The sequence below is a fragment of the Streptomyces sp. NPDC002643 genome (genome assembly GCF_053592555.1).
On sequence record NZ_JBSFVY010000026.1, the window covers coordinates 61,678 to 79,480 of the forward strand.

Here is a 17,803-nt window from a genome sequence, read left to right on the forward strand (position 1 = left end):
CCATGCCCCTGGGATTGATGTACGAGGCCCGGCACACCGCCGGTGTGTTGCCGACGTGGTCGGCCACCTCGCGGACCGCGCGCTTCACGGCACGTCGGCGGGCGGGCCGCCTCCCGCTCCTCACGGAACCAGGGGTGGTACAGATACTGGCGCCGTCCCGCGGCATCCATGCCGGTCGCCTCGGTGTGACCGTTCGCGGCCGGGCAGATCCACAGGTCCTCCCCGGCCGGCGGGTCGGCGTTAGTCGCTCCATGTCGCCGGTCCGCAGCCGGACTGTTCGCCGGGAGGGAGCGGCCGGTGGCGCGGAGTCCACCGTCACGGTGTTCCACGACCTCCGTCCCGTACCGTGACGCGGCGCCCGGTGTGGCCGGGGCCACGCCTTGGGGAAGGCCGTGGGCATGTCCTCGGTGCCCTCATCGGGCTACCGTCTGTGTGCGACTCCGTTCCCTTCTCCGAGGCTCGTGCGGTAGGCAGTGCTCACAGATCTCTCCCCCCTCGTCGCGGCGACGGCCCGCTGGCTGATCGCCGCTTTCCCGGCGCACGGTGGCGTCCTCGCCACGGCCCGGTGCGAGGCGCAGGCCCGCCAGGCCGTCACGGTCGCGGCCTGGCTGCGCTATCCGACCGCGCTCGACGCCGGACTGGTCGCGATGACGGGCCCGGGGGGTTCGGCGCGGCTCGACTGGCTCACCGGTACGGAATCGGGCGATCCGGAGCAGGACGAGGAGAGCGCCTGGCGGAGCTGGGTGGACGAGGTCGTGGCGAGCTGGGCGGCGGCGCTGCTCACCGATCCCGACCTCGCCGGACGCGCGGTGGGCGCGCTCGCGGGCGGTGAGCACACGGCGGTCGCCCCGGTGGAGTTCCGGCGGCTGCTCGTCCCCGACGAGGACGACCGCCGGGCGGCGGCCCTGCTGCGACACCCCGACCTCCTGGCCCCCGTGACGGGCCTGCACCACGCCCAACTCCTCACCCGCCTCGGCGACCGCCGACATCCTGGCCGCACGGTCCCGACCTGAGCCCGGTCCGCCACTCGCACGCGGCGGTCTCCTCTAGGCGGACCTCGCCGATTCCATCGTCCGTGCCCGCCGTCATACCGCCCCATACCGCCCGGGTGTGGAGGTCTGGTGGTCTGTCCCGGCCGGTGGCACTGCCCCGGGTGTGGAGGTCTGTGCCCGGCGGTGGCGCGGCCCCCCGGGCGTGGAGGTCTCGTCGTCCGTACCCGCCGGTCGCACCGCCCCCGGCGCGGAGGTTCCGTCCTCCGTTGTCCCGGCGGTGACCCTCTCAGGCCGACTTGCCGCGCCCGGTCAGCGCGTCGCGCAGGCGGTCGACCAGTCCGGTGCCCGGTGCGAGCAGCTTGTTGGCCGGTGGCTTGTCCGGGGCCGACGGGTGCGGGCGGGTCGGCGCCGTCTTCTTGGCCTGGCGGACCTTGTCGCCCAGGTCGTCCAGGGCCTCGGCGGGGCAGGAGGCGCGCAGCCTCGGGAAGAGGTTCTGTTCCTCGTCGGTGATGTGCGCGCGGATCTCGCTCATCAGCATGCCCACCAGACGGTCGAACTCGGGGTCGTCCGCCTCGCAGCTCTCCAGGTCCTTCATGATCCGCTCGGCCTTGGCGTGGTCGTCGAGTTCCTTGTCGGCGAGCGCCTCCCCGCCCTCCATGTGCTTGCGCACCGCCGGGTAGAGGTAGGCCTCCTCGGCCACCGAGTGCCGGACCAACTCGATCGTGGCCTGGTCGGCGTAGAGCTTGCGGTTCTTGTCACCGGACGGCAGGGCCTCGATCTTGCCGAAGAACTCCTCGACCTCCCGGTGATCGGTCACCAGTTCGTCGATCACATTGCCGCCGTGTCCCATTCTTCTCCACCTCCGGTCGCGGTTTCAGGCATTGGGCGTGGCCCCGGGTACCCGGCGGCGGTGGCCTCACACGGATCGCGTCCGCGCCCCGGTCCACCTCGGTGAAGGGGGCTTGGAGCCGTCCACCCGGGTACCCGGTGTCGTACGGACACGCCGGGGGCCGACGAGCCCCGGTGTGGTGGACCACGCAGAGGGAGGAACCCATGAGCACGGTCAAGGAAGCGGTGGAGGTCGAGGTTCCCGTCCGCACCGCCTACAACCAGTGGACCCAGTTCGAGGAGTTCCCGAAGTTCATGGAGGGTGTCGAGGAGGTACGACAACTCGACGCCCGGCACAACCACTGGGTCACCAAGGTCGGCGGGGTCCGGCGGGAGTTCGACACGGAGATCGTCGACCAGCTGCCGGACGACCGGATCACCTGGCGCACTCTGGAGGGCGGCACCCGGCAGCGCGGCTCGGTCCGCTTCGAACAGCTGGACGCCTCCCATACCCGGGTGGAACTCACCATGGACATCGAGCCCACGGGCATGGCCGAGAAGGGCGCGGACGCGCTGAACGTGATCGACCGACGCGTCAAGGGCGACATGCGTCGCTTCAAGGACTACATCGAAGGCCGAGGCAAGGAGACCGGCGGCTGGCGCGGACGGGTCCGGCCCGAGGACTACGACAGGCCGCTGTGACGGCGCGAGAGACGCCGGGCGGCCCGCCGCCGCGGCCCGAAGGGGACTCGTCGACCGACTTCGAAGGGGAGACGTCGATGGGACCTGAGGGCGAGCCGTCCTCGCGAGTTGAGGGGGACCCGGCGATACGAGCCGAAGGGGAGACATCGGTGCGACCTGAGGGCGAGCCGTCCCCGCGAGTTGAGGGGGACCCGGCGATACGAGCCGAAGGGGAGACATCGGTGCGACCTGAGGGCGAGCCGTCCCCGCGGCCCGGGCGGGACCCGGCGAAACGAGCCGAAGCAGATACGTCGATGCGACCCGAGGTGGACCGGATCGCGCGGCCCTGGGGCGACCGGACGCCGTACGCGCCCGGTGAACCCTGGCCCGTGCGGGTCGACTCGTTCCTGGCGCCGGGTGTCACCGAGGACGAGGTGGAGCGCTGGGTGCCGACGGCGTCGGTGCTGCACTCCAACGGGGACGCGATGGACATCGCGGTCGTCCACGGCCGGATCGCCGGGGTGCGCGGCCGGCCCGGCGACCGGGTCAACCGGGGGCGGCTCGGGCCGAAGGACCTGTTCGGCTGGCAGGCCAACCACGCGCCCGACCGCCTCACGACCCCGCTGATCCGCGAGAACGGTCACCTGGTCGCCCGCGACTGGGACACCGCCATGGCCGGGATCGTCGCCCGTTCCCGCGAACTCCTCGGCGAGCGGGGACCGGGCGCCCTCGGTTTCTACACCAGCGGCCAGCTGTTCCTGGAGGAGTACTACACCCTGGCGGTCGTGGCGCGCGCCGGGATCGGCACGCCCCATCTCGACGGCAACACCCGGCTGTGCACGGCGACCGCCGCCGAGGCGCTCAAGGAGACCTTCGGCTGCGACGGCCAGCCCGCCTCGTACACCGACATCGACCACGCCGACGCCCTCGCGCTGTTCGGGCACAACATGGCCGAGACCCAGCCGGTGCTGTGGATGCGCGTCCTGGACCGGCTGGCGGGCGGCGACCCGCCGAAGCTGGTGTGTGTCGACCCCCGGCCCACCCCGGTCGCCCGCCACGCGACCGTCCATCTGGCACCCCGCGGCGGCACGAACGTGGCCCTGCTGAACGCGCTGCTCTACGAGATCATCCGCACCGACCGGATCGACCCCGGCTTCATCGCCGCCCGCACCGTGGGCTACGACGACCTCGCCGAGCGCGTATCGGGCTGCACCCCGGCATGGGCGGCGGGCGTCTGCGACATCCCGGCCGGGAGGATCATCGAGGCCGCCGAGATCCTCGGCGGAGCCGAGCGGCTGCTGTCGACCGTCCTCCAGGGCGTCTACCAGTCCCACCAGGCCACCGCCGCGGCCTGCCAGGTCAACAACCTCCAGCTGATCCGCGGCATGCTCGGCCGGCCGGGCTGCGGCGTCCTCCAGATGAACGGCCAGCCCACCGCCCAGAACACCCGTGAATGCGGCGCCGACGGCGATCTGCCGGGCTTCCGCAACTGGCAGAACGACCGCCATGTCGCCGACCTCGCGCGCCTCTGGAACGTCGAACCGTCCCGTATCCCGCACGACGGCCCGCCCACCCACACCATGGAGATCTTCCGCCGGGCCGAGGAGGGCTCGATCCGGCTGCTGTGGATCTCCGGCACCAACCCGGCGGTCTCCCTGCCCGAACTCCACCGCGTCCGCGCCATCCTCGGCCAGGAACGGCTGTTCACCGTCGTCCAGGACCTGTACCTCACCGAGACCGCCCAACTCGCCGACGTCGTACTGCCGGCGGCGACCTGGGGCGAGAAGACCGGCACCTTCACCAACACCGACCGCACCGTCCACCTCTCCGAGCGGGCCGTCGATCCGCCCGGCGAGGCCCGCCCCGACCTGGACATCCTGCTCGACTACGCCCGCAGGATGGACTTCCGTGACAAGGACGGCCGCCCGCTCGTGTCCTGGCACGACCCCGAGTCGGCGTTCGAGGCGTGGAAGGAGTGCGGCCGGGGCCGCCCCTGCGACTACACCGGTCTCACCTACGAGCGGCTGCGCGGCGCGGACGGCATCCAGTGGCCCTGCACCGAGGAGAACCCCGACGGCACCGAGCGGCTCTATACCGACGGCATCCCCTGGGCCGCCGCCGACGTCTGCGAGACCTACGGCAAGGACCTGATGACGGGCGATCCGGTGCCCGAGGAGGAGTACCGGTCCCTCAACCCCGACGGCAGGGCCGTGCTGAAGCCGGCCACCTACGTCCCGCCCGACGAGACGACCAGCGCCGCGTACCCGCTGCAACTGACCACCGGGCGCACCCTCTACCACTTCCACACCCGCACCAAGACCGGCCGCACCCCCCAACTGAACGCCGCCGCACCCGAGGTGTGGGTGGAACTCTCCGCCGCCGAGGCCGACCGGCACGGTGTCGCCGAGGGCGATCTGGTCGAGGTCACCAGCCCCCGTGGCTCCGTGCGCGGACGGCTGCGGATCACCGGCATCCGCGACGGCACGGTCTTCCTGCCGTTCCACTACGGCTATTGGGACACCCCGGAGGGCCACCACCCCGGCAAGGACGGCGGCCGGGCCGCGAACGAGACCACCGTCACCGACTGGGACCCGGTCTCCAAACAGCCCCTGTTCAAGACCGCCGCCGCCCGACTCGCCCTCGTCGAACCCGGCGACGGAACCGTCTCCCCGGCCCCGACGACCACGGCCTCCGCCCCGGCCGACCCGCGCTCCGCCCCACCCACCGGCGGAGGCCCCTCGGCCATGGCCCGCCAGCACACCCGGTGATGACCGGCACAGGCGGAAACGGTCTTCCCCGGCCGTCAGGTTTGCCTTCGCCGGATCGGGAAACCCGGCGTCCATGCCTCGTTCCGGAATTCCCCAGGTCGATACGGGAGCTGGGGAATTCCGTTCGCAGAGAAGGAAGATGAGACCTCGTGACCAGGGACACCAAGGAGAAGTCCGACGTCCGAGTGGCCGAGACCGGCTGGGCGAAGGCCCGTCGTGTCCGGGAGCGGAAGGTGCGCACCTGCGTCGCCGCACTCGTCGACGGGAGCGCCCCGCCCGCCCTCTCCGCCGGCCGGGAGGGGAACATCGTCCGGGGCGAGGACTGAGCCTTCCCGTAGAGCCGCACGACGGGGACGAGCCGAGGGAACAGGGGCGGCGGAGGGCCGAAGGACGCCGATGTCCTCCGGCCCTCCGCCCATGTCCGCCCACCCACCCCCATGACCGGCCTCATCACCCCCTCCTCGCCGGGCTCCGCCGGCCCCGGGCCGTGGTTCCTGTGCCGTACGGGGTACTCGTGTGCCGGCGGCGGAGATCGAGGAGTGGGTGGAATGCCTGAGTCGCACAGCGGATGGACGTTCTTCACCAGCCACGCCCGTGTCCTGGCGGCCATCGCCGACAACCCCCGTACCCGCATCCGGGACATCGCGGAGCGCTGCCGGCTCACCGAACGCGCCGTCCAGAAGGTCATCTCCGATCTGGAGCGGGACGGCTATCTCTCCCGCACCCGCCGTGGGCGCGAGAACGACTACCGGATCGATCAGAGCAAGATCCTGCGCCACCCCGCCGAGGCCGGTCTCACCGTGGCCTCGCTGCTGTCGATGCTGGTCAAGGTCGAGGCCGAAGGCAACAGCATGGCCGGGGAGGCCCCGGCGGACCGATGACCCCGGGCCGCCCGGGACTTCCCTCGACGCCTCCTTCGCCGTTTCGGTCCTCCCGCGCCGGGCACCCGTGCCGTCGCCGTTCTCGGGCACTGATGACGGCCCGGCCTGCGCGTCGCCGCGTCGGGCCGTCCCCGGTGGTGCTTGGATGCCGGTCGGCGGCGGCGGGCGAGGAGATGGCGGTGGCACGGCGAACGGTCCTGGTGGCCCTCGGTGAACTCGCGGTCTGGTGGACGGGCCTCCTGCTGCTCTGGCTGGTGCTCATCAGCACCGTCGACCCCCTGGAGCTCCTGGTCGGCACGGGGATCGCGCTCGCCGGTGCCGTCGCCGCGCGGGCCGGGCGGCGGGTGGTGACCTGGCGGTGAACGGCTCGACCAACGGCTGGATCGTGGCGGCGACCGTACTGCTCGGCGTGGGCCTCACGGCAGCCCTGTGGGGTGTCTCCGGCGGGCCCCTCTCCCGGCGGGTCGTCGCCCAGAACCTCACCACCCTGGTCGTCTGTCCGAGCCTGCTGCTGCTCGCCCAGGGCTACGACCGCCCCTCCTACGTCGCCCTCGCCCTGCCGCTGGCCCTGCTGGGCCCCATCGGCACGCTCGTCTTCGCCCGGCTCCTCGCGGACGACCTCGAAGGCGGCCGACCCACGGCCAGGGGGACCGTGCTGACGGCGGTGGGCGGGAGCGCGGTCGTCGTGGCGGTCGTGTGCGCGGCGGCCGAACCCGGCCGGGCCATGGTGAAGGTCCTGGTCACCGGCGCCCTGCTGATCGGCGGGAACCTCGTCGCCTCCCGAGCCCTGGCGGGCGGCTTCCGGAAGGTGCGCCGTGGCTGACGCGGTGATCGTCGTCGTCCTGCTCCGCACGGCCGCCACCGCCACGGCGGCCGTCCTCACCCGCGACCCGGCCCACCAGGCCCTCGTCCTGTCCGTGCTCGGCGTCGTCCTCGCCGTCCTGTTCACCGTGCTCCAGGCCCCCGACGTCGGCCTCTCCCAACTGGCGGTCGGCGCGGCCCTCACCCCGCTGCTGATCATGCTGTCCGTCCGCAGGGTCAGACGGCGCGGCCGTACCACGCACCAGGACGGGGACGGGTGAACCGCCGGCTGCGGCTGTGGGTGCTGGCCGTCGGCGGAGCGGGCCTGGCCGCGCTGCTGGTCGGCGCCTGCCTCGACTTGCCCTCCTTCGGCGGACCCCTGCATCCCTACGGCGACGGCGCCGTCCGCGCCGCCCTCGACCGGCACACCGCCAACGCCGTCGCCTTCGTCAACTTCGATCTGCGCGCCTACGACACCCTCGGAGGGATGAGCATCCTCTTCGCCGCGGTCCTCGGCTGTGTCGTCCTCCTGCGGCAGGCCCGCGACGAACACCGGGAACCGCCCGAACCCGCCGACGTGGCCCGGCCCGTACGCCGCTACGCCCTTCTCGCCCTGCCCATCGCCCTGCTCACCGGCGGCTATGTCGTCGCCCACGGCCAGCTCAGCCCCGGCGGCGGCTTCCAGGGCGGGGTCGTCGCCGCGACCGCCCTGCATCTGCTGTACCTCGGCGCCGACTACCGGGCGCTGGAACGGGTGCGGCCCGTCGGGGTGTTCGAGGTCGCGGACGCGCTCGCGGTGTGCGCGTACGTGATCGTGGGCCTCGCCGCGGTGCTCGCCGGCACCGCGTTCCTGGCGAACACCCTGCTGCCGTACGGCACGTTCAACACGCTGTCGTCCGGCGGCACCGTGCCCCTGCTGAACGCGGCCGTCGGCGTGGAGGTGGCGAGCGCGGTCGTGGTGCTGCTGGCCCGCTTCCTCGACCAGGCCGTCGAGATCGAGGAGGAGGACGGGACCGACAGGAGGCACAAGACCGAGGGGGAGCAGGGGAGTTGAGGAAGGTGTGATGAGTGTTCTGCCGTATCTGGTCGCCGCCTGGATCTTCCTGGTCGGCTGTCACGGCCTCGCGACCAGCAGGAATCTGATCCACGCCGTCGGCTGTCTGTCCGTGTGCCAGTCGGCCACGTACGTCCTGCTGCTGGCCGTGGGCTACCGCGACGGCGGCACCGCCCCCGTCTTCTCCGATCTGAGACCCGGCAGCCGTCCGCTGGTGGACCCCGTGGTGCAGGCCCTCGCCCTCACCGATGTCGTCGTCGGCGCCACCCTCACCGCGCTGCTGCTCGCGCTCGTCCTGCAGATCGCCAAACGGCACGGCACGGTCGACCCCGACGAGCTGACGGAGCTGCGCGGCTGATGCGGCATCTGCTCCCCCTGCTCACCGCGGTGCCGCTGCTGGGCGCCGCGCTGCTGGTGGTCGTCGGGCGCCGGCTGCCCCGCCCCGCCGCCGACGCCACCGCCTGCGCCGTCTCCGGCGGCGGCGCGGCCCTCGCACTGGCGCTGCTGCCGGACTCCTCACCGCCCCTCGTCGAAACGGCCGGCGCCTGGCCGGCCGGGCTCGGCATCGTCCTGACCGGCGACGGCCCGGCGCTCGGCATGGCCGCCCTCGCCTCGCTGCTGACCCTCGCGGCACTGGCGTACTCCTGGCGCTACTTCGACGAACCGCCCCGCCGCCACGCGGGCTCCTTCCCCGCCCTGATGCTGGTCTTCCAGGCGGGCATGTGCGGCTTCGCCACCGCCGGGGACCTCTTCAACGCGTTCGTGTGGCTCGAACTGATGGGCGTCGTCGCCTACGCGCTCACCGGCCATCGCATCGACGAGGCCAAGGCCGTCCAGGGCGCCCTGACCTTCGGCGTCGTCAACTCCCTCGGCGCGTACGCCCTCGTGCTCGCCGCGTTCGTGCTGGTGATGACCGGACTGCTGGTGAAGGCCGCCGCGACGCCGTTCCACTTCTGGCTCCCCGACGCGCACGCCGTCGCCCCCAGCCCCGTGTGCATGCTGCTCTCCGGCGTCATGGTGGAACTCGGCGCCTACGGCGGGTGGCGGGTGTACACCACCGTGTTCGCCGGGCCTGGCGGAATCCCGGCGGCCGATCTGGAGCGCGCCCTGGTGACCCTCGGGGTGGTCACGGCCGTGCTGGGCGCGGTCATGTGCTGGTACCAGCGGCACATCAAACGGCTGCTGGCCTACTCCACGGTCGCCCACATGGGCCTGTTCCTCACCGGCGTCGGAGTCCTCGACCCGGCCGCCGACACCGGCGTCGCCCTCTACGTCCTCGGCCACGCCGGGGTGAAGGCCGCGCTGTTCGCCTGCGCGGGCACCCTCCTCGACCGCTACGGCAGCGTCGACGAACACACCCTGCACGGCAGAGCCGCCGGCCGGATGCGCGGGGTCGGGGCGATGTTCGCGGTGGGCGCGCTGGGTCTCGCCGGACTGCCGCCGTTCGGCACGGCGCTGGGCAAGTCCCTGGTCGAGGAGACCGTCGGCGTGCCGCTCACCGTGCTGTATGTGATCCTGCCGGCGATCACCGCGGGGGCGGTCCTGCGGGTGACGGCCCATGTCTTCCGGGGAGCCGGGCCCCACCCCGCCGAGGCGGACGAGTACGAGACGACCGGCTCCGAGGAGCGGCCCGAGACCGAGCGCCGACTGGGGCGCGTACCCGACACCATGGCGGCCGTCCCGGCACTGCTGCTGGCCGCCGCGCTCGCCTTGGGCCTCGTCCCGGGCCTCGCCACATCGGTGGCCCGAGCCATGGGCGAGGCCGGACCCGGACCGGGCGAACCGCCGCCCCCTGCGCACTGGACCGCGCCCGCAGTGCTGCTCGGCCTGCTCTCCACCCTCCTGGCCGTCGCCCTCGCCGCCCTGGCCGTCGCCCTCGCCGCCCTGGCCGTCGCCCGCCCCCGCTGGGCCGCCGCCCCCACCTGGGCCCAGCCCCTGCGCCATCTCCAGTCCGGGCATCTCGGCGACTATGTGGCATGGCTGCTGCTCGGCGCCACGGCGCCCTGCCGGCCGTGCTCGGCGGCTGAAACCGTATGCCCCGGATCGCCGCTGGCGAATTGAGCCCCGAAATCACCCTCCGAAATACTTTGATTTCGGAAAGTATCCGCATTCTGGCCATCTCCGTCCGATTTTTCCTGAAATGTTTTGCCGGTATCGCAGGGGGAATCGGTACAGAAGTGCTTCGGACCGGAGGCCTTTCCTTTGAAAGCACTTGCTGACGGAGGCGCATTCGATGCGTAGCACCGGCAGAACTCGACAGCATCCCCATGACGACGCGCCCGACACCACGGAAGCGTTCGTCCGCCTCGCGGACACTCCGGCCGGGCCGGATCATGACTCCCTCCGGGACGAGCTGGTCCGCGCCTGGCTGCCCATGGCCGAGCGCATCGCCGTCCGCTTCGGCCGGCGCGGCGAACCCCTTGAGGATCTCTACCAGGTCGCGGCCCTCGGCCTCGTGAAGGCCGTCGACCACTACGACCCCGAGCGCGGCCGCGCCTTCGCGGCGTACGCCGTGCCGACGATCACCGGCGAGATCAAGCGGCACTTCCGCGACCACACCTGGGCCCTGCACGTACCGCGCCGCGTCCAGGATCTGCGCAACCGGGTGCGCCGGGCCTCGCGGGAACTGGCGCAGACGACACCCGGCCGGGCGCCGACGATCGCCGAGATCGCTGAACACACCCAGCTCAGCGAGAGCGACGTACGCACCGGGATGGACGCCCTCACGTGCTTCTCGACGCTGTCGCTCGATGCCGAGATGCCCGGCACGGACGGGTACTCCCTCGCGGACGCCCTGGGCGCCTCGGACTCGGGATACGACTCCATCGTCGACCGCCTCGCCGTGGCCCCCTGTCTGCGCGGACTCCCCGAGCGGGAACGGACCATCCTCTATCTGCGCTTCTTCGGCGGGATGACCCAGAGCCACATCGCCCAGCAACTGGGCATCTCCCAGATGCATGTCTCCCGACTGCTCACCCGCTGCTTCGCCCGGCTCCGGGAGGAGGTCATGTCCGACACCGTCGAGACCGCCGGGACGAGGGCGGCATGACGGCCGGCGGCTCCCGGCCACCGAGCGCTCCGGCGGAGCCGGAGATCGTGGAGCTGGAGGGGGCGACGACGGCGGTCGTGCGCGGTGTCGTCGCGCTCTCCGGCCTGCGTGACTTCTTCGATGCCTCCTTCGGCGCCCTGGCCCGGATCGTCGAGGCGCAGCGGATCACCGTACTGAGCCCCGCCTTCGGGCTGTACCACGGTGGGCCGGGGCCGGGGGACACCCTGGACCTGGAGGTCGGCTTCGTCACGGACCGCGTGGTACGGCCGGAGGGCGGGGTCGAGGCCGGCTCGCTGCCCGGCGGCCGGGTCGCCAGGCTGACGCACCATGGTCCGTTCGACGGCCTCGGCTCCTCCTGGGAGCGCCTGGACGCCTGGATACGGGCCCGGGGACTGTCCGCCGGGGAGGACCGTTGGGAGACGTATGTCACCCGGCCCACGCCGGACATGGACCCCCGTGACCTCCGTACCGAACTCAACCGGCCGTTGACGGAGCACGTCACGTGACGGAATCGGGGGGGTGCCGCGCCCGAGTGGGAGGGCGCGGCACCCGTACGGGCGGTCAGCGGTCCTGGGAGAGGGTCAGGAGTTCGGCGAACAGGCCGCCCGCGTGGGCCAGTTCCTCGTAGGTGCCGTGCTCGGAGATCCGGCCGTGTTCCATGACGACGATCCGGTCGGCGACCTTGGTGTTCTCCATGCGGTGGGTGACGACGATCGTGATGCAGCCGCCGCCGATGGCCTTGATCCGTTCGAGGATGATGTGCTCGCCCCGGGCGTCCAGTTGGCTGGTCGGCTCGTCGAGGATGAGCAGGCCCGCACCCCGGTACAGGGCACGGGCGCAGGCCAGACGCTGCCACTGCCCGCCGGAGAGTTCCGTCCCGCCCCAGTGCTCCCGCGCCAGCAACGTGTCCAGACCGCCCGGCAGTTCGTCGACGGTCTCGCGCAGGCCCACCGCGTCCAGGGCCCGCCACACCAGGTCGTCGCCCTCCTCCCGGGGCTGGCCGAGGGTGACGTTGTCCCTGACCGACAGGGGCCACTGCGCGAAGTTCTGCGGCACCAGCCCCGCCATGTCCCACAGCCGGTGCGGGTCGAGACCGGCGACGTCGTGGCCGTTCCAGCCGACCCTGCCCTTGTCGGTGAGGAAGACCGCGGTGAGCAGCCGCGTCAGGGTCGACTTCCCGGAACCGTTCTCCCCCACCACGGCCACGATCTCGCCCCGGCGCACCGTCAGGGACACCCCGGCCACGGCCGGGCTCTCCTTGCCCGGGTAGGTGTACACCGCCTCCTCCACGGCGACCTCTTCGAGCGGACCCGTCAGGCCCGAGGTCCCCCGGTGCGGGGCGCGTCGGGCGGCGTACGACAAGAAGGTGTCCATGTCGGCCAGATAGAGCGCGCTGTGGAACATCGCCGCGCCGTAGACGACGAGTTGGCTGAGGGCGGCCACCGTGGTCTGCACGGCGACGACAGCGGTCGCGGCGATCGCCGCCTCGATCCGCCCGCCCATCACCAGCGCGGCCAACGCGGCCCACGTCAGCACCAGGAACACCCCGCCGATCGCCGCGCTGACCAAGGTGATCCGCAGCATCCTGGGCGCGGCGGCGAGCGTACGGGCGTCGATCCGCTCGGAGATCGTGCGGTACCAGAACACGAGATACCCCGTCATGCCGTTGGCGCGGATCTCGTCGGCGAACTTCCGCGACGTGGCCCAACCCCGCATGTTCTGCCGCACGTTGCGGTCACCCACATTGGCGTAGTGGGTCTCGTACGTGACCTTCGCGTGCAGGACTGCGCCCACCCCGGCGGGGACCACGGCGAGCAACAGCAGCGGCAGCATCAGCGGATGCAGCACCGTCAGCACCCCGCTCGCGGTGACCATACGGACGGCGGCGGCCGTCAGACGGGTGGCGTCCTGCACCAGCAGCCGGCTGCGGACCACCCCCATCTCGGCGGCCTCCTCCCGGTCCGCGCAGCCGTCCTCGTCGCGCGCGGCGGCCTCCATCCGGCACACCGCCTCGACGAGGGAACTGTCCGCCTCGGTCGTCAGCGGGGGAGTGATCCGGCCGTCCGCGTACGACGTCAGCGCGGACGCCACCCGTCCGCCCGCCGCCGCCAGCGCGATCACCACCAGCGCGGGCAACGCCGCCCGCAGCCGCTCGGCGGCCTCGCCCGCCGCCAGGATCGACCGCATCGCGTCGGTCGTCGAGGACAACTGCAGTGCCGCGCACACCCCGATGGCGATCTGGCAGACGGCCAGCAGGAGTACGGCGCGGCGGTCGATGGCCCACGCCATCCTGGCCGTCTGACGCAACACCGTCGGCAGGCGTCGGCACATCGCCGCGAACGAGGCGTCCGCCAACGGGTTCTTCCCGTACCGGCCGCCGTAGCGCAACTCCGCCGGCGGGGGCGGCGGCAGCCGGTGCGGCGCCGTGGCGCCGGACGCGTCACGCGGGGTGGGGAGGACAGTCGGTGCGGGTGCGGGTGCGGGTGCGGGTGCGGGTGCGGGTGCGGCAGGGGCAGGGGCAGGGGCTGCGGGCTCGGGCTCGGCCTTGGCCTTGGCCTTGGCCTTGGCCTCGGTTCCGGCCTCGGATCGGGGCGACGGCGACAGCAGGTGTTCCGGTTCCCGGTCCGTCATGCCCCCCACCTCGGGGCACGTCGGGACGTATCCGCGCCGGACGCCGGGACGGCCGTCGCTCGGTGTTCGAAAACGGGGGAAATCGGGCGGGGGAGCGGGACAGGATGCATGGCGACCTCCTGTGGTCGATCGGGCGCGCTCGGTGTTTCATCAACGCGCCTGATCAGGAAGCCGTCACGGGGGACGGCGGGAGAATTTCGGACGAAGGTTCGGTCACCGGGTGTGGCCCTCGATGCTGCCGGTTGATACCACCGTGACGTGGTGTTCGACCGCTCGCCGAACGGGCTCCGCCGTCCCGTCCGGGTCCCCGGAGGTGAGCGGAGACGCGGGTGCCGTCATGCTGAGGTCCGCCGATGCGTGCCCCTCGTGTCGGACACCTCCACACCCAAGGACTCACCATGACCACCATCGCCGTCATCGGAGCCGGACCCGGCCTCGGAGCCGCTGTGGCCCGGCGGTTCGGACGCGCGGGCCACGATGTCGCCCTCATCTCCCGCGACCGGACCCGACTCGACGCCCTTGCCGCCGAGCTGGCCGACGAGGGCGTCACCGCGCGTGGCTTCGCAGCCGACGTACGCGACCCCGAGACGCTGCGGGCGGCGCTGGACGCGGCCCACACGACGCTCGGCCCGGTCGAGATCCTCCAGTACAGCCCGCTCCCGCACGCGGAGTTCATGCGCCCGGTGCTGGACACCACCGCCGACGGCCTCCGGGGTCCGATCGAGTTCTCGGTGTACGGCCCCGTCACCGCCGTACGCCATGTGCTGCCCGGGATGCGGGAGTTGGGGCGCGGCACCGTCCTCTTCGTCAACGGCGGCACCGCCGCCGTTCCGCATCCCGACCGGGCGGGCACATCGATCGCCTTCGCCGCCGAGAGCGCCTACGGCCGCATGCTCCATGACACGCTCGCCGCCGAGGGCATCCACGTCGGGCAGTTGATCATCCCCGGCGCGATCGTCCCCGGCCACCCCCGCAAGGACCCGGCCGTACTCGCCGACGCGCTGTGGGGCATGCACGAGGACCGCCAGGGCTTCCGTCACTTCGCCGACGACCTCGACTCCTGACCCGAACGGGATCGGTACGGGCAGGAGGCCCGCGACAGCCCACCCACCCGCGACCCCTCAGGGCTCCTCAGCGCCCCTCCGCGGCCGACGCTCCTAGGGCCCGGGCGAGGTCCTCCCGTGAGACGATGCCGAGCTTTCGGTAGGCCTGTGTGAGGTGCCACTCCACCGTCTTGACCGTCACGAAGAGCGTCTGTGAGATGTCCCGGTTGCTCAGGCCCTCGGCGGCGAGGGCCGCCACCCGCTCCTCGGAGGGCGTGAGTGCGGACGGAGACCGTTTGCGGCGGCCCGGGCCCCGGGCCGGGGCTTCGAGTGACAGCAGTTCCTCCCGGGCCCGGTTGTGCAGGGCGTACGCCCCGCACTCACCGGCCAGTTCGACGGCGAGCCGGAGTTGCCCGCGTGCCGTCGAGGTCTTGCCGGCCCTGCCCAGCAGCCTGCCGTGGACGTAGAGGGTGCGGGCCCGTTCGAGGAGGGCCGGTGAGCCGTCCAGCAGGTCGACGGCCTCGTCCAGCAGTCGCAGGGCGCGGTCCGGGTCCGAGGTCGCGGCCAGGGTCCGCAGTACGACGGCCAGGGGGCGGGCCGCTCCGAAGGTGTGCGCACGGGCGAGTTCCTCCTCGCCCAACTCCTGTGCCTCCCGCACCCGTCCGCCTCGGTGGAGGGCCGTGATGAGCGGGGTCCACAGACCGACCGACCCCGCCGCCGGACCGAGTTCCGCGTCGAGTCCCCGTCCCCTCAGCAGGTCGGCCACCCCGGCGTCGGTCTGCCCGAGGGCGACCCGCAGCCGTCCACGGGCGCGCAGCAGAGGGAGGTGGACGGAGGTGTCGCTCTCGCCGTGGAGCAGCTCACGGTCGGACAGCTCGGTGGTGGCCCGCTCCAGTTCGCCCAACTCGATCAGTGACTCGACGAGGGCGGCCGCCGCGATCGGTTGCGCGATCGTGGGGCGGCCCGCCGACTCGCTCGCCTCCAGCGCCGTCGCGGCGAGTTCGGCGGCGGCGGAGACCTGGCCGAGCTGCAACTCGACGTAGGCCAGCAGGCAGTGGTCGAGGTGGAACAGATGGACTCCCCGGCGCCGGGACTCGTCCGTCACCGTCCGCAGGGCGCGGTGGGCCTCCGGGAGCCGGTCGCAGAGCGCGAGGGACCAGGACGCGGTGAGGGCCGCGCCCCAGCCGACGCCGTTCTCGGTGGGCAGGCCCGTCTGGCGCAGGAGGCGGTCGGCCGAGTCCGCCATCCGTCGGGCGTCCGTGCCGTTCCACAGGTGTTCGAGAAGGCCGTGAACGTTCCCGGGGAAGCTCGTCCCGGCCGTCCGCTCGCGGATCTGGGCCAGGCGCTGCCGATGGAGGTCACGGGCGCCGGGGGACAGTCTGCCGATCCAGGACAGCGCGTCGTGCAGGTCCGCGACGACGGCGTCGGACGTCGGGAGTTCGATGATCGTGTCGGCCAGTACGGTGACGGCCTCCTCGAACCGGGAGCCCGCGGCGAGCGCCCAGGCCAGATCGCGCGCGACGGTGCCGCGCGCGTCCGCGTCGGAGGTGTGCTCCAGGGCTTCCCTCAGGTGTGCGGCGGCCGCCTCGTGGTCGACGGACAGCTCCGCCGTGCCGAGGCGGCTCAGGACCATCGGCAGATTGCGGTCGGCCGGGGGCTCGCGCAGGGCGCGGCGCAGATAGGACACGGTGTCGGGCTCGCCCCGCGCGGTCGCCGCGGCGGCGGCGTCCAGCAGGCTTCTGACGGTCCGTTGGTCGGCCTGGGCGGGTGCCTCCAGCAGATGGCCGGCGATCTGCTCCGGTGAGGCCCCGGTGGTGGCCAGCGCTTGTGCCGCGCGGGCGTGCAGCCGGCCGCGGGTGACCAGCGGGGTGCTGTCCTGGACCGCCGTGCGCACCAGCGGGTGGGTGAACCGCAGCACCGGTCCGTCGACCAGGATCTCCGTGTCGATCAGCGCGGCGAGCGCCCTGTCGAATCCGGTGTCGGCGCGGCCGGTGGTCCGTTCCACCAGCCAGGGTTCTGTCGCTCGGCCCAGTACCGCGACGGCCTGGGCCAGTTCGAGGGAGGTTTCCGGGAGGCTGCGCAGCTTGCGGATGATCCAGCGGATGAGACCGCGGGGGGCGCGTGCGGTCAGCCGGTCCAGGCCGGGCCCGGCCGGTCGCCCGGGCCCGGTGGCCGCCTCGTCGAGGACGGCGCGCACCAGCATCGGGTTGCCGTAGGTCGCCTCGAAGAGGGACCGGGCGAGTGCCAGGGGGTCGGGTCCGCCGACGGTCTCCGCGACCATCTGCTCCAGGGCCCGCAGACTCAGCGGCGCCGGCCGGAGCACGGTCGACTCGAAGGAGGTGACGACGGCGCCCAGCAGGTCGGCGGCCGGACCGGGGCCCCGGGGCTCCACGGCGACGGTCAGCACGATGGGGCTCCGCCCGACCCGGGCGGCGAGGTAACTGAGGAACCGTAAGGAGGGAAGATCGGCCAGTTGCGCGTCGTCGACCACGAGGACGAGGCGCCGGTCACCGGCGAGGTCCAGAAAGACCCGGTGTAATTCATGGAGCAGTGCGTGCCATTCCGCCGCGTGCGCGTCGTCGGGCAGTTCGCCGTGCAGCAGATGCGCGATGCGCGAGGCGTGGAGTCGGGCGGACAGATCCCCGCCCGAAGGGTCCTCGATCGCGGATTCAATGAGTTGCGCGACGGCCCCCAGGGCGAACGAGGCCTCGAATTCGTTCCCTCTCGCATGGAGTACCAGGAACTTGCTGTCGACGGCCTTGCAGTGCAGGTGGTGGAGGAGACTCGACTTGCCCGTACCCGGTGCGCCCTCGACCGCTATCACTCCGCCGAATCCGCCCCGCAGATCGTCGAGTTTTCTCTCGATCTCGGATATTTCAGCTTGCCGTTCGAGAACTTCGGTGCGCGTTCTGTCAAATACATTGGTTACCACGGTCAGCGCTTCCCCGTATCGCCTGGCCGAGAACATTTCACTGCTATTTCACTTTGTGAACGCATGAACGAATCCGAGATTACACGACCCCTGCCCGAGCGTCCAGGATGATTTTGGAGGGGTGACTCGCTCATCGAAACGGC

Annotated in this window: 17 protein-coding genes; 14 read left to right on the forward strand and 3 right to left on the reverse strand. The window is 72.3% G+C overall.

What is annotated here, in order from left to right:
• The first annotated feature begins 473 nt into the window (after positions 1–473).
• Positions 474–1,013: a hypothetical protein gene (locus tag ACWD4G_RS32740; protein WP_451299896.1), complete on the forward strand. Its 540-nt coding sequence runs from the start codon at positions 474–476 to the stop codon at positions 1,011–1,013.
• Between the two features lie 265 nt (positions 1,014–1,278).
• On the opposite strand, the gene ACWD4G_RS32745 is transcribed toward ACWD4G_RS32740, so the two are convergent.
• Entirely contained in the window at positions 1,279–1,842 is a 564-nt protein-coding gene (locus tag ACWD4G_RS32745) for a hemerythrin domain-containing protein (RefSeq protein WP_451299897.1), read from the reverse strand.
• 203 nt (positions 1,843–2,045) lie between these two features.
• Between ACWD4G_RS32745 and ACWD4G_RS32750 the strand changes: the two genes are divergently transcribed.
• The 12 genes from ACWD4G_RS32750 (at position 2,046) to ACWD4G_RS32805 (ending at position 11,560) form a co-directional block, all read left to right on the forward strand.
• Positions 2,046–2,522: an SRPBCC family protein gene (locus ACWD4G_RS32750; protein ID WP_451299899.1), complete on the forward strand. Its 477-nt coding sequence runs from the start codon at positions 2,046–2,048 to the stop codon at positions 2,520–2,522.
• A gap of 293 nt (positions 2,523–2,815) precedes the next feature.
• Positions 2,816–5,269, forward strand: a complete 2,454-nt coding sequence (locus ACWD4G_RS32755; RefSeq protein WP_451299901.1) for a molybdopterin oxidoreductase family protein — start codon at positions 2,816–2,818, stop codon at positions 5,267–5,269.
• Between the two features lie 149 nt (positions 5,270–5,418).
• Positions 5,419–5,595, forward strand: coding sequence for a hypothetical protein (locus ACWD4G_RS32760; RefSeq protein ID WP_451299903.1), 177 nt, complete (start codon positions 5,419–5,421; stop codon positions 5,593–5,595).
• A 213-nt stretch (positions 5,596–5,808) separates the two neighbouring features.
• Positions 5,809–6,150 carry a helix-turn-helix transcriptional regulator gene (locus ACWD4G_RS32765; RefSeq protein WP_451299905.1) on the forward strand — a complete coding sequence of 114 codons (342 nt, stop codon included), beginning with the start codon at positions 5,809–5,811 and terminating at the stop codon, positions 6,148–6,150.
• A gap of 179 nt (positions 6,151–6,329) precedes the next feature.
• Positions 6,330–6,512 (forward strand): hypothetical protein, encoded by a 183-nt coding sequence (locus tag ACWD4G_RS32770; RefSeq protein ID WP_451299907.1) that lies wholly within the window; start codon positions 6,330–6,332, stop codon positions 6,510–6,512.
• Complete coding sequence (locus ACWD4G_RS32775; RefSeq protein WP_451299909.1) at positions 6,509–6,973, forward strand: monovalent cation/H+ antiporter complex subunit F; 465 nt, start codon at positions 6,509–6,511, stop codon at positions 6,971–6,973. The genes ACWD4G_RS32770 and ACWD4G_RS32775 overlap by 4 nt, the downstream gene beginning before the upstream one ends.
• Positions 6,966–7,232: a hydrogenase subunit MbhD domain-containing protein gene (locus ACWD4G_RS32780; protein WP_451299911.1), complete on the forward strand. Its 267-nt coding sequence runs from the start codon at positions 6,966–6,968 to the stop codon at positions 7,230–7,232. The genes ACWD4G_RS32775 and ACWD4G_RS32780 overlap by 8 nt, the downstream gene beginning before the upstream one ends.
• The gene (locus ACWD4G_RS32785) at positions 7,229–8,005 is read left to right on the forward strand and encodes an MnhB domain-containing protein (RefSeq protein ID WP_451299913.1); all 777 of its coding nucleotides are present in this window, start codon (positions 7,229–7,231) and stop codon (positions 8,003–8,005) included. Before ACWD4G_RS32780 ends, ACWD4G_RS32785 begins: the two co-directional genes overlap by 4 nt.
• Positions 8,006–8,015: 10 nt before the next feature.
• Positions 8,016–8,363: a sodium:proton antiporter gene (locus tag ACWD4G_RS32790; RefSeq protein ID WP_451299915.1), complete on the forward strand. Its 348-nt coding sequence runs from the start codon at positions 8,016–8,018 to the stop codon at positions 8,361–8,363.
• Positions 8,363–10,066: a complex I subunit 5 family protein gene (locus tag ACWD4G_RS32795; protein WP_451299917.1), complete on the forward strand. Its 1,704-nt coding sequence runs from the start codon at positions 8,363–8,365 to the stop codon at positions 10,064–10,066. Before ACWD4G_RS32790 ends, ACWD4G_RS32795 begins: the two co-directional genes overlap by 1 nt.
• Positions 10,067–10,238: 172 nt before the next feature.
• A complete protein-coding gene (locus tag ACWD4G_RS32800; RefSeq protein ID WP_451299919.1) occupies positions 10,239–11,054 on the forward strand; it encodes an RNA polymerase sigma factor SigF in 816 nt (271 codons plus the stop codon).
• Complete coding sequence (locus tag ACWD4G_RS32805) at positions 11,051–11,560, forward strand: GyrI-like domain-containing protein (protein WP_451299921.1); 510 nt, start codon at positions 11,051–11,053, stop codon at positions 11,558–11,560. The genes ACWD4G_RS32800 and ACWD4G_RS32805 overlap by 4 nt, the downstream gene beginning before the upstream one ends.
• A gap of 55 nt (positions 11,561–11,615) precedes the next feature.
• On the opposite strand, the gene ACWD4G_RS32810 is transcribed toward ACWD4G_RS32805, so the two are convergent.
• Positions 11,616–13,685 (reverse strand): ATP-binding cassette domain-containing protein, encoded by a 2,070-nt coding sequence (locus tag ACWD4G_RS32810; RefSeq protein WP_451299923.1) that lies wholly within the window; start codon positions 13,683–13,685, stop codon positions 11,616–11,618.
• A 398-nt stretch (positions 13,686–14,083) separates the two neighbouring features.
• Here ACWD4G_RS32810 and ACWD4G_RS32815 point away from each other — a divergent pair, with 398 nt between their 5' ends.
• Positions 14,084–14,749, forward strand: coding sequence for an SDR family NAD(P)-dependent oxidoreductase (locus ACWD4G_RS32815; protein WP_451299925.1), 666 nt, complete (start codon positions 14,084–14,086; stop codon positions 14,747–14,749).
• 67 nt (positions 14,750–14,816) lie between these two features.
• Here ACWD4G_RS32815 and ACWD4G_RS32820 read toward each other — a convergent pair whose 3' ends face one another.
• The gene (locus tag ACWD4G_RS32820) at positions 14,817–17,660 is read right to left on the reverse strand and encodes a helix-turn-helix transcriptional regulator (protein WP_451299927.1); all 2,844 of its coding nucleotides are present in this window, start codon (positions 17,658–17,660) and stop codon (positions 14,817–14,819) included.
• Positions 17,661–17,803: the final 143 nt, after the last annotated feature.